The sequence below is a fragment of the Arenibacter catalasegens genome, assembly GCF_002909235.1.
Taxonomy (GTDB): Bacteria; Bacteroidota; Bacteroidia; order Flavobacteriales; family Flavobacteriaceae; genus Arenibacter; species Arenibacter catalasegens.
In genome coordinates, this window is record NZ_PHQQ01000002.1 from 1 (window position 1) to 13,106 (window position 13,106).

Below are 13,106 nucleotides of genomic sequence, written 5' to 3' on the forward strand. Positions count from 1 at the left end.
ACTGGTGCAACTGGAGACAAAGGTGATACAGGTGTCGCAGGTACTGATGGAACAGACGGAAACGACGGTGCTACAGGAGACCAAGGAATACAAGGTATTCAGGGAATACAGGGTGAAACTGGTGAAACTGGTGCTACAGGTGCTGATGGTGCCCAAGGAATCCAAGGTGTAACCGGAGCTACTGGTGCAACTGGAGACAAAGGTGATACAGGTGCCGCTGGTACTAATGGAACAAATGGAAATGATGGAGCCACTGGTGCTACAGGTGACCAAGGAATACAGGGTATTCAGGGAATCCAAGGAGAAACTGGTGATACTGGAGCTACAGGTGCTGATGGTGCACAAGGAATCCAAGGTGTAACCGGAGCTACTGGTGTAACTGGAGACAAAGGCGATAAAGGTGATACTGGTGCTGCTGGTACTGATGGAATAGACGGAAACGACGGTGCCACTGGTGCGACTGGTGAAACCGGAGCACAAGGTATTCAGGGAATACAAGGTGAAACTGGTGAAACCGGAGCAACTGGTGAAACCGGAGCACAAGGAATACAGGGAATCCAAGGAGAAACTGGTGATACTGGAGCTACAGGTGCTGATGGTGCACAAGGAATCCAAGGTGTAACCGGAGCTACTGGTGCAACTGGAGACAAAGGTGATACAGGTGCCGCTGGTACTGATGGAACAGACGGAAACGACGGTGCGACTGGTGAAACCGGAGCACAAGGTATTCAGGGAATTCAAGGTATCCAAGGAGAAACTGGTGACCAAGGTATTCAAGGTGTAACCGGAGCTACTGGTGCAACTGGAGACAAAGGTGATAAAGGAGATACCGGAGCTACTGGCGCACAGGGTATTCTGGGAATCCAAGGTGAAAAAGGTGATACTGGTGCCGCAGGTACCAATGGAACAAATGGAAATGACGGAGCCACTGGCGCGACTGGTGCAACCGGAGCTGATGGTGCCCAAGGAATCCAAGGTATTCAAGGTGCCGATGGTACTGATGGAACAAACGGAAATGACGGAGCAACCGGAGCAACTGGTGTTCAGGGAATCCAAGGTGTAACAGGTGCTACCGGAGATAAGGGTGAGACCGGTGACCAAGGTGAAAAAGGAGATACTGGTAACACTGGAGCCACTGGTGCAACAGGTGACCAAGGAATCCAAGGTGTAAAAGGTGATACTGGTGCTGCAGGTACCAACGGAACAGACGGAAACGACGGAGCAACTGGTGCTACTGGAGCCACTGGCGCACAGGGTATTCAGGGAATCCAAGGAGAAACTGGTGACCAAGGAATTCAAGGTGCAAAAGGTGATACTGGTGCTGCAGGTACCAATGGAACAGACGGGAACGACGGAGCTACTGGTGCAACCGGAGCAACTGGCGACCAAGGAATCCAAGGTATTCAGGGTGAAAAAGGTGATACTGGTGCCGCAGGTACCAATGGAACAAATGGAAATGACGGAGCCACTGGCGCGACTGGTGCAACCGGAGCTGATGGTGCCCAAGGGATCCAAGGAGAAGAAGGAGATACTGGTGCTGCAGGTACCAACGGAACAGACGGAAACGACGGAGCAACTGGTGCTACTGGAGCCACGGGCGCACAGGGTATTCAGGGAATCCAAGGAGAAACTGGTGACCAAGGAATTCAAGGTGCAAAAGGTGATACTGGTGCTGCAGGTACCAATGGAACAGACGGAAACGACGGAGCTACTGGTGCGACCGGAGCCAAAGGCGACCAGGGCGACAAAGGAAATACTGGAGATACCGGAGCCATTGGAGCTACAGGTGATCAAGGAATACAGGGTATCCAAGGGGTTAAGGGTGAAACCGGAGACCAAGGTATTCAAGGTGTAAAAGGTGATATAGGGAACACTGGAGCCACTGGGGCAACAGGAGCTACTGGCACCAAAGGTGATGCAGGTGCAACTGGGGCACAAGGACCTATAGGAATAGGTATATCTGGGGCAACTGGAGCCACAGGTGCTAAAGGTGACACTGGTGCTACTGGATCAGCTGGTCCGGCAGGCTCAGATGGTATTGATGGTGCCATTGGACCTAAAGGTGCTGACGGAGCAACAGGTCCCACAGGTGCTACCGGGGCTACGGGTGCTACGGGGCCATCAGGAACTAATGGTAGTAATGGAACTAATGGAGCAGACGGAATAACTGGACCAACAGGTCCTCAAGGAGATAATATGATCAAAGCAATAGGAAAAATATCAGCAGCAGGTGGAATTATTAAAGCCACAACTGGAATAACCGTAACAAAATTATCAGGTAACGGTCATTATAGAGTTAACCTCCCCTCTGGTATGGTCTCCACTGCAAATTATATTATTCAATTAACGCAACCGGATCGGAATGGAGCTGGTAATGACAACCCAGGAATAGGATATATAAACCAAACCTCTACTAGTTTTGAAGTGATTATTGGGGACAATGACAATGGGGCATCGAACAGAGTAAGGTTCAATTCTGAATTTATGTTTATGATTTTGGATTTTTAAAATAATATGGAACCAAAACATCCCTTAAATAAATTGTCCCGTTTTACCCAAAATTTGGAGAAACTGCGTGTTAATAATTTATTGATCCGCAATCCAAATAAATCAGAACCCAATGGCGTTCTAAATCTGTTCATGGGACAGGCCTATAATATAATTAAAAGCAAACATACATTTACAATGTTCAACAATATGAAACATACCCTTAGTAGTAAGGAAATAAAACAAGGAAAGCTTGATTTTAACAGGGTGATCCTTAATTTGTTCTGTGCCTTACTATTCACTACTCAATTTGTATCCCATGCCCAAATAGATCCAAACCTTTTATTGGGACTAAATACGGCGACCACCACGGAAATGAATGCAATAAGTGGGTCCATTACCGGGTCCATGCTCTACAATACAACTGATAAAAAAATATACTTTTATAATGGAACCAATTGGGTAACCCCCTCTAATGACAACTGGTTATTGGACGGGAATACAGCAGTGGCCGGAGCATCATTTTTAGGAACTAAAAACGATGTGGCTATGGACATACGAACTAACAATACAAGTGTTCTAAAGTTTGGCAGGCGTCAAACCCTAGGCTTGGTTCAAGCCTTTCCGGATTACACGGATTCAAATCAATATTTAACCTACGTTGGAGGTGGTAACGGTGTTTCAGCTATACAATTTCAGGCCGACGCAGCCTCCTTTTACAAGCCCATGTTCTATAGCAATTCTGATGGCAATTTTAGACTTAAAGGTAGTGCTGCAGGAACTGATATGTTCGAGATAGGATCTGCAGGGACCGCCAACAATGGACAAGTAGAGTTTATCATTGGTGATGACGGGGCAGAACCTTTTATCTTTAAGAGGTATGATTACAGGGATAACTTGCTCAAGGAACTCTTACGTATACAAGGGAGCAGTGATACCCAAAATGCGCTGCCTAGAGTAGGAATTAATACCGGTAGTCTCGCTAATTCCACCTTACAGGTAAACGGTTCTTTGTCTACTGCCATTACTACGGCAAACGGCAATGTTACCTTGGATGAAAGCCATCATACCCTAGTTATAAATTCCAATATTTCCATTACTTTACCTGCCGCTAATGGCGCTACAGGTAGAGTCTATGTCTTAAAAAATACAACCAGTAGTTCAAGGACCATAAGCAATTACGTTAATGGATCTGGTGTCACTTCTAACCAAATTAGTGCCCAAAGTACACTTTGGGTACAGAGCAATGGCAGCACATGGAATTCAATTTCCGCATCTGGCTCTAGCTCATCCTCCGGCACTGTAGTCTCTACGGATGCCAACAATATTATTACAACCGGAACAGACGGTGGAGCCTATTTAAAAATAAATAGAGGGGGCAGATGGACCAACACTAACACCTCTACTAATTTAAATAACGATGGTACATCTGTGCCAATTTTTGGCAATGAAAATTATAAGGACGATGGCAACAATTTATATCAGGTTTCAGGAAATACCCTAAGGATAAAGGAAGCGGGCAGATATGACATTAGAGCCAATCTTTTCTTGTGGGCTGATGATGACAAAATTAGCTTAACCTTTAGGATTCATATTAACGGATCTGCTGTCGGAGCTATAGGAGCAACTGGCTATTTTAGATATAAAAATGAGTTCATGCCCACTATTGCCCTAAACGAAATATTACAATTGAATGCCAACGACGATGTTACGATTATTGTAGAAAGAGAAGGAGATAGCGGGGATGTACACCTTTCCGGAAGTGGTGCTTCCAGCTTCAATATCAATAAAATAAAATAGGTAGATGAGAATTAAGGCCTTTGTATTATTATTTTTTACCATGCATGCCATTATGGGCCAAGATGCTGTGCATAATTATGGTACCATACAGATACATGATGCTGCTATGGTGGGTTTTCATATGGATGTTATTAACGACGGAACCTTTGATGAGAATTTAGGTTTGGTAGGGTTTTATAATGAAAATAACCCTATTACGGTTTCCGGTGCCTTTACCCCTGTTTTTTACGACACGGAAGTTTCGATCAACGACGGACTCTATTTGGAGACAAACGTAGGGATTCTAAACAATTTTAATTTTATTCATGGCAACGTTTACACGCCAAGAGATCGCTCCAATATTTCCCTTAACTTTTATGAAGATTCATTTTATGTGGGTGAAGGAAAAAATACTAAAATTGACGGTTATGGATCTATAAAAAACAAAGATACCTTTAGGTTTCCAGTTGGGGATGACAATCGTGTTCGACCATTGACCATAACCTCAGAGACCATTAATGAAATGGCCAAATGCGCTTATTTCTTTCAAAACCCCAATACCCAATCTACTTTCGATAAGAATTTTGATACTGGAATAAGAGATTTCAATGTCCTGGGTGTTAGCAACAAAGAATTTTGGCGCTTGGAAGGAGATACACCAACGATCGCTACCCTGAGCTGGGATGACATGAGCAACATTAACATGCTTGGGGAATACCTCAGTGACCTTACTGTGGTCGGCTGGAGCAAAAACCAACAGAAATGGATGAACTTGGGCAACACGGCCTTGGAAGGAGAGTTCTCCTTCGGATCAATAACCTCCGATACCTTTGTGCCCAACGACTACGAAATTATTACTATTGGCGGTGCCGTGGATTTAAATGAAACGCTTACTACTTTGGATCTGGGCAACTATTATTTGACTCCTAACGGTGACGGTACAAATGACTACCTGGTTATTGACGGTATTGATGAATCGCCCAACAACATACTACAAATCTTCAATAGATACGGAGTAATGGTGTATTACAAAGAAAATTACAGGGATGAATTTGTTGGCTTATCCAACCGTAATATGCTTGTAAAGGGTCAAATAGGCCTGCCCTCGGGAGTTTATTATTATATCATAATATTAAATGCTCTAAAAATAAAACATCAAGGATACCTATACCTATCCCAGGCAGTGAAAAATTAAAATTTCTCAAATATACTTTTTAGATACATATTGTTATTTAGCCTTAATTCTTAAGAATGCCATTGGCCTTTAAAGGTAAATGCCCATCAATTTTTTGCATTTAAAGTCATTTCAGGCCTATCCTTTGCTTCAATTCCTATATTGATCAATGCCCAATCTTGTTTAAAATAAGTAACTTTATGGTTTCTAATAAATTCAATTTCATACGTCCATAATTATATGGATTACCCCTTTTTAAAAAGTGGCAGTATTTTTGAGATACCTTAATAGATTTTATTAAATTACTTACTACCATATGCATAGAAGATCTTTTATAAAAAAAAGTGGTTATTCAGGCTTGGCCTTATCCTTATTGCCAGGTCTTACCCTATCCCAAGAAACAGTATATTCCTTAGCCGAATTAATGGGCAAGGAAGATATTAAGCTATATGGTAAGGGTATCGACTTAAGGAAAGAGGCCCATGATGCCTTTTTGGAAATGAAAAAGGCAGCTTACAGTGAAGGAATGGATCTTAAAATAGTCTCGAGCTACCGTAATTTTTATCGACAGGAAGCTATTTGGGAACGAAAGTATTTGCAATATACCGAAGAAAAAGGGATGACTAAATTGGGTGCTATAGAAAAGATCATACAATATTCTACCATTCCCGGTACCAGCAGGCATCACTGGGGAACCGATATTGATATAATAGACGGTTATCCAAGAACCACTGGAGACGTTTTGGTTCCTGAAAAATTTGGGAAAGGTGGACCTTTTGAGCTCTTAAAGAAATGGATGGATGATAACGCCAACAAATTTGGCTTCTATTTGGTCTATACCGATAATCCCAAAAGAAAAGGATTTAAATACGAGCCATGGCACTATAGCTATGCCCCTATTTCTATTCCGATGCTAAAGGGTTTTAGACGAAAGAATATTTTTAAATTACTTCTTGAAGAAGATATTATAGGGAAAGAAAATTTTACCTCCGGTTTTCTAAAAGGATATATACAAAACAATATATTGGATATTAACCCAGACCTTTTATAAATGAACTAATAGATTATTAACTCCTTTAATCCCCTTATTATGAGAAGAGGAAGTTGGAAAATTAGAATATTTATCGGCTTGGCCATTGTGGCCTTTGCCTTTATCCAACGCTGCAACAATAAAGAGGAAAACCCTTATACAGGGAGGGTTCAAAATATAAACATGAGTACTGAACAGGAAATATCCATTGGCCTGCAGAGCGCTCCTGAGGTTGCTCAACAATATGGTGGTCTATATCCGGATGAACGTCTACAATCCTTTGTAGATCAGATAGGTGTAAAATTGGTAAATAACAGTATTGCTAGGGAAACTCCATATGAGTATGATTTTCATTTATTGGCAGACAATCAAACCATCAATGCCTTTGCCCTACCTGGCGGACAAGTTTTTATTACCTACGCCCTATTTTCCCAATTAAACGAAGCACAGCTCGCGGGGGTTTTGGGCCATGAAATAGGACATGTAATTGGAAGACATTCCGCAGAAAGGATTGCCGATGGCAGTTTTTGGCAAACTGTAACCATGGGTGCTTCGGTTGGTGCCGATGCAGGTGGAATTGTTGGCAGTATTGGCCAGAACACACTATTGACCAACGGTAGGGAGGATGAATTGGAAAGTGATGACCTAGGAGGGCTTGTTATGATTCGATCAGGTTATGATCCATACGAAATGATCAAAGTAATGGAAATTTTGAAAGCTGCCGCAGGCCCCAACAGGGTACCTGAATTTCAGAGCACACATCCAGACCCAGAAAGTAGAATTCAACTGATAAAAGAGGCCATTGAACGATATAACGGTAAGCAATGACCAATTTCCTTGACCTTGTTTAGGATTTAAAGGGATAATTAGTATATTGCACCGGAACCAAATCCTATTACCGTAAAACATTTAACCATTATAGCTTTGATTTACAATCATTTAAACGAGACTATATGGGAACATTATTACACTTTAAGAACATTTACTTAGCGGCATTCGAAAATTGTAAACCAGAAATTGTAGTAATATTTTTAAAGATTTACTCAGTATTCTGTGTTGCAATGTTATCCATGGCACTTTATGCATTTTTATTTAGGGCCTTTACCGGATTTGAATTCTAGACAATTAAATTTGCTCTTTTACCTGAACACTATAATAGCAAATAGAAGTAATAAAAAAACCTATCGATTAAGTTCGATAGGTTTTTTTATTACGGGTTTACAACAATTGCTACTTCTTGAGATTAGCGTTGATAATTTCCAATGCCTCTTTGGCATTGGAAAGCTCCGCATGCTTTTTTGCGCTATAACCACTGTCGCACTTAATTTTTAAATCCGCGCCATTGGCGATAAGGAGCTCCAAAATTTCAGCCTTATTGTAACGGGCTGCAAAAATTGCAGGTGTTTTCCCCAAGGATTTTTGATTAACATCCTCGCCCAACTCAATTAGTCGCTTAACGGTTTCCAAATCCCCTTGAACTATTGCCTTACAAAAGGAGTTAATATCTCTAGAATTGCCCATTAATGCCGTTTCATTAAGACTGTAAGGGTTGGTACTACTTTCGGCTCGAACGCCTGAGACCATGAATAATAATGCCATGGCCACTGTTAGAATTGCTTTTCTCATGATGAATATGATTTAATTAAATGTTATTGATTACTATAATAGACTAGTTATAGCCAGAAATGTTTCAATTTCTCAGGCTAAATAACATAATTTTAACATAAATTCTCTTGGGGGAGCTTCTTTTCGTACAGGCAATTAAGGTAATGTTATTTTTTTAAAAAAGGTGTCATAAATCCTAGCAATCCCAATACAATAGTTTTATTTTTGAAGTCAACAACAAACACATTATGAATAAGAAAGTTATTTTAATGATTTTGGATGGGTGGGGCAAGTCCCCAGACCCCAAAGTCTCTGCCATAGAAAATGCCAACACCCCTTTTATAGATTCACTTTATACCAAATACGCCAATTCCAATCTTTTGACAGATGGAATGAATGTAGGCCTACCGGAAGGACAAATGGGCAATAGTGAGGTAGGTCACATGAACCTAGGTGCCGGTCGTATCGTTTACCAAGATTTGGCCAAAATTAACCTGGCCATTGACCAAGACACTTTAAAAGATGAGCAAGTATTGAAAGATGCGCTCTTATTTGCCAAAACAAATGACAAGCCAGTGCATTTTTTAGGATTGCTTAGTGATGGGGGTGTTCATAGCCATACATCTCACCTAAGAGGCCTAATCGACGCCAGTGAAAGCTATGGTTTGAAGAAAACTTATATCCATGCCTTTACCGATGGTAGGGATGTGGATCCTAAAAGTGGTATTGGCTATGTAAGTGCATTGAATAAATATTGTGCTGATAAGAATGCCAAATTGGCCAGTGTTATTGGCAGATATTATGCCATGGATAGGGATAAAAGATGGGAACGTGTTAAATTGGCCTATGACCTTTTGGTGAACGGTGAGGGCCAAAAAACAAAGAACATTGAAGAATCCATATTGGGCAGTTATGAATCTGGCATTACAGATGAGTTTTTAAAACCCTTATTGGTTTCGGATGATCAAGGGTCTCCATTGTCGGTTATAAAAGATGGCGATGTCGTTATCTTTTTCAATTTTAGGACAGACCGTGGTAGAGAGCTTACCCAGGTTCTAAGTCAGGAAGACATGCATGAACTTAATATGCACAAACTGGATCTGTATTATGTAACCATGACGAACTACGATGATTCCTATAAAGGCGTGAAGGTAGTTTATGACAAGGATAACATTAGAGAAACCTTGGGCGAGACCTTGGCCAAGGCCCATAAAAAGCAAATTAGAATTGCCGAGACCGAAAAATATCCACATGTAACCTTCTTCTTTAATGGCGGCCGGGAAATTCCGTTTGAAGGTGAAGAGCGAATTTTATGTCCCTCACCTAAAGTAGCTACCTACGATTTACAACCAGAGATGAGCGCTTATGAGATTAGGGATGCTATAATTCCAGAATTAAAAAAGGGGGAGGTAGATTTTGTATGCCTTAATTTCGCCAACCCTGACATGGTAGGCCATACCGGAGATATGCAAGCAGCCATAAAGGCCTGTGAAACAGTGGATAGTTGTGCGGAGTCGGTTATTACAGCTGCCTTGGCAAATGGATATACCACTTTGGTCATCGCGGATCATGGAAATTGTGAAACTATGATCAATCCGGACGGAAGCCCCAATACGGCCCACACCACAAATCCCGTACCTTTAATTTTAGTGGATAATGAATTGAAAAGTATAAAGGATGGTGTTTTGGGTGATATTGCTCCGACCATTCTTAAACTATTAGGCGTTCCCCAACCAGAATTAATGACCAGAAAGCCATTGATATAATAATTATGCACGTCCACTACTTTTGGTTAATAAGTACGGATCTGCAGTTTTAAAAGTATTGTTTTACATTTGCATGCTATGATAAAGATCAAAACTTTAGAGGAGATAGAATTAATGCGCGAAAGTGCATTGATTGTTAGCAAGACCTTGGGGATGTTGGCCAGTGAGGTAAAACCTGGTGTAACTACCCTACATTTAGACGGCTTGGCAGAAGCATTCATAAGAGACCATGGAGGGGTCCCAGGATTTTTGGGATTATATGATTTTCCCAATTCACTATGTATGAGTCCCAATGCCCAAGTAGTCCATGGAATACCAAATAACACCCCTTTGATAAACGGCGATATTATTTCTATTGACTGCGGTGTTCTTAAAAATGGATTTTACGGTGATCATGCCTATACCTTTGAGGTTGGTGAGGTTAGCCCAGAAACAAAAAAATTATTGGACGTAACCAAAGAATCCCTTTATGTTGGTATCAGAGAATTTAAAATTGGGAATCGCGTAGGCGATGTTGGTTATGCCATTCAACAATTTACAGAAAGCCAAGGTTATGGTGTAGTCCGGGAATTGGTGGGTCATGGATTGGGGAGAGAAATGCATGAAGATCCAGAAATGCCCAATTACGGAAAACGTGGTAGGGGCAAGAAATTTGTAGAGGGTATGGTGGTAGCCATAGAGCCCATGATAAATTTAGGCACTCGAAGAATAAAACAATTAAAGGACGGTTGGACAATACTTACGGCAGACAGTAAACCAAGTGCACATTTTGAACATGACGTAGCCATTATTGATGGCAAACCTGAAATACTTTCCACTTTTGCCTACATATACGAAGCATTGGGAATACAAAGTGATGAGGAAGCGGAATTTCGACAAAAAGCATTGGTCCTGAACACAAAATAGGAAGTACTTCTGTAGAAGGGCTTTGAAATTTACAGGGCAATTATTCAGCCCTCTCCTTATTTAGCCAATAAGCAATTTAATGGTGAGATACACCTTTAAGACTACATGATAACATTCTTCAGTTAATCATCGTGATTATGCTGGATTATTCCGGATAACAATTTGAAGAAACTATTTAAATATATACTAAATACGATTCCGAGACCCATCCTAATAAAACTTAGTTATTTGGTGGGCCCAGTTATGGCGTTTACTATGCGAGGAAACCGTTATACGGACCCCATAGATGAAAAAAAATTTAAAAGCTTTCTCCCCTATGGTTATGAACATCCCAGGGAAAATGTTTTATCCCCTTCTACCCTATCCCTTGAAAGGCATCGGCTTTTGTGGCTTTACTTAAAAAATGAGACCAATTTTTTTACGGCCAAACTTAAGGTATTGCATTTTGCTCCCGAACAAGCCTTTTACAAAAGATTCAAAAACCAAGAAAACATAGTTTATACCACTACCGATTTAAATTCGCCATTGGCAGATGTAAAGGCGGATATATGCGACCTACCCTTCACCGACAATTCCTTTGATGTTATTTTTTGCAACCATGTCTTGGAACATATTCCCGATGACACCAAAGCTATGAATGAATTGTACCGGATATTAAAACCAGGAGGATGGGGGATTTTTCAAATCCCTCAAGACCTTGGCAGAGCAGACACCTACGAGGATAATAGTATTACCGACAAAAAGGAACGGGCAAAAATATTTGGACAATACGATCATGTCCGTATATACGGAAGGGATTATTTTGAAAAACTTAGATCCATAGGCTTTAAGGTAGAAGAGGTAGATTACACTAAAAAGCTTTCCAATACCGAAGTTGATAATTATCGCTTGGCTACAGGGGAAATTATTCCCTTGGTATCCAAATAACTACTCCAGAACATTTTTTTTAAATCCATCGGTCATATATTCCATTACATTCCCTTCTGGGTCTAAATAAATTATATAGCCTTCCAAGTCTTTATGCTGGTTCAATATGGCCTTTGTTTTTGCCAGATCCATGGCCATAAAAGCGGTGGCAAAAGCATCTGCAGTGGCACAATCCTTGGCCATAATAGTAGCCGCCAGAATATTGGAATTCTTGGTATAACCCGTTTTGGGATCTATAGTATGAACATACTTGGCTCCTGTCTCTGGATCAATTTTAAATTTTCTATAATTTCCTGAAGACGCCATCGCAATATCCTTCATATAAACCGTTCTCTTAGATGTCCTGCTTTCCTCCATCATGGGGTCATCTATAGCTACTACCCACTTTTTTTCCTTGATCGTATTCTCTCCTTTTGAGACCAACTCCCCTCCTACTTCAATTAAATAATTGGCAATCCCCTTTTCTTTCAACAAAATTCCTAGTTGATCCACAGCATATCCTTTGGCAATGGCATTAAAATCAAAGTACATACCAGGACTGGTCATTTTAATCTTGTTGTCGGCACCAAGGCTAACTTTATCGAAGCCCACATAATCCAAAAGACTGTCTACCCTAACACTGTCCATTTCCAATTCGGTTCCGGGGCCAAATCCCCATGCGTTTACCAAAACCCCTACAGTAGGGTCAAAATAACCGTCAGTGGCCTCATATATATTTGCGGAAAGTTCAAATACATCCCGAAACATTTGATCCACAATAACAGTGGAGTCCCCTTTATTTATTCTTGAGATATCGGAAGCTGGTATATAAGTGGACATGGAATTATTTAATACTTGAAAAACAGAATCGATTTCCCGTTCAAAATCCAATTCCTCATGCGACAAATAAATAATGTTATAAGAAGTACCTAGGGCAGCTCCGGAATTTACATTCTTGATCCATTTACCCTCTTCAGTCTTGCACCCATTACAAATTAAGAGCAAAACCAATATTCCTATACAGCGGTAACTATATTTTAACAAGTCCTTCATATTCCAATATATATTCTTCATTGAGATAAACTGGCAAATTTCTATCCTCGGCATTATAAAGACCCACTCCGGCATAATAAGCCTCCCCATTTTGGGCCAAGGCATGTTCCCTGATCGTTTCCATTAATGGGACATCATATGCTTTCGGCTCCTGCGGATGTTGAACACTCCTTACTACAATAAAAAAAAGTTTTTTATCCTTAAGACATACAAATTGAGGGTTCTTTTTAGGTTTGCTATTAATCCCCATAAACTCGAACCCTTCCGCCTCCAATTGTTTTCCAACAATATTCATAGCCAAATTGTGCAATTCCTGTTCCGTTAAAGGTTTACCCATTTTCTAAAATTCAAAATTAAAAACCGATACCATAATTGAATCTTGGCATCCTTGAAATATTGT

At 40.8% G+C, this 13,106-nt stretch carries 12 protein-coding genes; 9 read left to right on the forward strand and 3 right to left on the reverse strand.

The window, feature by feature from the left end; all coding sequences use genetic code 11:
- The 6 genes from CWD90_RS01900 to CWD90_RS23155 all read left to right on the forward strand — a co-directional run.
- A partial coding sequence (locus tag CWD90_RS01900) for a beta strand repeat-containing protein (protein ID WP_205161186.1) occupies positions 1-2,508 on the forward strand: 2,508 nt, incomplete at its 5' end.
- A 6-nt stretch (positions 2,509-2,514) separates the two neighbouring features.
- The gene (locus CWD90_RS01905; protein ID WP_103474248.1) at positions 2,515-4,287 is read left to right on the forward strand and encodes an autotransporter outer membrane beta-barrel domain-containing protein; all 1,773 of its coding nucleotides are present in this window, start codon (positions 2,515-2,517) and stop codon (positions 4,285-4,287) included.
- Positions 4,288-4,291: 4 nt separating this feature from the next.
- Positions 4,292-5,461: a gliding motility-associated C-terminal domain-containing protein gene (locus CWD90_RS01910; RefSeq protein WP_239986432.1), complete on the forward strand. Its 1,170-nt coding sequence runs from the start codon at positions 4,292-4,294 to the stop codon at positions 5,459-5,461.
- Positions 5,462-5,756: 295 nt separating this feature from the next.
- Positions 5,757-6,491, forward strand: a complete 735-nt coding sequence (locus CWD90_RS01915; protein ID WP_103474249.1) for a M15 family metallopeptidase — start codon at positions 5,757-5,759, stop codon at positions 6,489-6,491.
- Positions 6,492-6,530: 39 nt separating this feature from the next.
- Positions 6,531-7,298, forward strand: a complete 768-nt coding sequence (locus CWD90_RS01920; protein WP_103474250.1) for a M48 family metalloprotease — start codon at positions 6,531-6,533, stop codon at positions 7,296-7,298.
- A gap of 125 nt (positions 7,299-7,423) precedes the next feature.
- Positions 7,424-7,591 (forward strand): DUF6747 family protein, encoded by a 168-nt coding sequence (locus tag CWD90_RS23155; RefSeq protein WP_192877976.1) that lies wholly within the window; start codon positions 7,424-7,426, stop codon positions 7,589-7,591.
- Positions 7,592-7,700: 109 nt separating this feature from the next.
- Here CWD90_RS23155 and CWD90_RS01925 read toward each other — a convergent pair whose 3' ends face one another.
- Entirely contained in the window at positions 7,701-8,096 is a 396-nt protein-coding gene (locus tag CWD90_RS01925; RefSeq protein WP_103474251.1) for an ankyrin repeat domain-containing protein, read from the reverse strand.
- A gap of 227 nt (positions 8,097-8,323) precedes the next feature.
- Here CWD90_RS01925 and gpmI point away from each other — a divergent pair, with 227 nt between their 5' ends.
- The 3 genes from gpmI (at position 8,324) to CWD90_RS01940 (ending at position 11,674) form a co-directional block, all read left to right on the forward strand.
- On the forward strand, positions 8,324-9,841 hold the full coding sequence (gene gpmI, locus CWD90_RS01930) for a 2,3-bisphosphoglycerate-independent phosphoglycerate mutase (protein ID WP_103474252.1): 1,518 nt from the start codon (positions 8,324-8,326) through the stop codon (positions 9,839-9,841).
- A 78-nt stretch (positions 9,842-9,919) separates the two neighbouring features.
- The gene (map, locus tag CWD90_RS01935) at positions 9,920-10,747 is read left to right on the forward strand and encodes a type I methionyl aminopeptidase (protein WP_103474253.1); all 828 of its coding nucleotides are present in this window, start codon (positions 9,920-9,922) and stop codon (positions 10,745-10,747) included.
- A 162-nt stretch (positions 10,748-10,909) separates the two neighbouring features.
- Positions 10,910-11,674: a class I SAM-dependent methyltransferase gene (locus tag CWD90_RS01940; protein WP_103474254.1), complete on the forward strand. Its 765-nt coding sequence runs from the start codon at positions 10,910-10,912 to the stop codon at positions 11,672-11,674.
- Here CWD90_RS01940 and CWD90_RS01945 read toward each other — a convergent pair whose 3' ends face one another.
- Both CWD90_RS01945 and CWD90_RS01950 read right to left on the reverse strand, forming a co-directional pair.
- Complete coding sequence (locus CWD90_RS01945; RefSeq protein ID WP_103474255.1) at positions 11,675-12,706, reverse strand: FAD:protein FMN transferase; 1,032 nt, start codon at positions 12,704-12,706, stop codon at positions 11,675-11,677. It abuts the gene before it with no gap.
- Positions 12,684-13,043, reverse strand: coding sequence for a Na(+)-translocating NADH-quinone reductase subunit F (locus CWD90_RS01950; protein WP_103474256.1), 360 nt, complete (start codon positions 13,041-13,043; stop codon positions 12,684-12,686). The genes CWD90_RS01945 and CWD90_RS01950 overlap by 23 nt, the downstream gene beginning before the upstream one ends.
- Between the last annotated feature and the right edge of the window lie 63 nt (positions 13,044-13,106).

Coding starts and splice junctions, on each gene's coding strand:
- gpmI (WP_103474252.1), top strand. CDS start 8,324: ATGAATAAGAAAGTTATTTTAATGATTTTGGATGGGTGGGGCAAGTCC.
- CWD90_RS01945 (WP_103474255.1), bottom strand. CDS start 12,706: ATGAAGGACTTGTTAAAATATAGTTACCGCTGTATAGGAATATTGGTT.
- CWD90_RS01915 (WP_103474249.1), top strand. CDS start 5,757: ATGCATAGAAGATCTTTTATAAAAAAAAGTGGTTATTCAGGCTTGGCC.
- CWD90_RS01910 (WP_239986432.1), top strand. CDS start 4,292: ATGAGAATTAAGGCCTTTGTATTATTATTTTTTACCATGCATGCCATT.
- CWD90_RS01905 (WP_103474248.1), top strand. CDS start 2,515: ATGGAACCAAAACATCCCTTAAATAAATTGTCCCGTTTTACCCAAAAT.
- CWD90_RS01920 (WP_103474250.1), top strand. CDS start 6,531: ATGAGAAGAGGAAGTTGGAAAATTAGAATATTTATCGGCTTGGCCATT.
- CWD90_RS23155 (WP_192877976.1), top strand. CDS start 7,424: ATGGGAACATTATTACACTTTAAGAACATTTACTTAGCGGCATTCGAA.
- CWD90_RS01925 (WP_103474251.1), bottom strand. CDS start 8,096: ATGAGAAAAGCAATTCTAACAGTGGCCATGGCATTATTATTCATGGTC.
- map (WP_103474253.1), top strand. CDS start 9,920: ATGATAAAGATCAAAACTTTAGAGGAGATAGAATTAATGCGCGAAAGT.
- CWD90_RS01950 (WP_103474256.1), bottom strand. CDS start 13,043: ATGGGTAAACCTTTAACGGAACAGGAATTGCACAATTTGGCTATGAAT.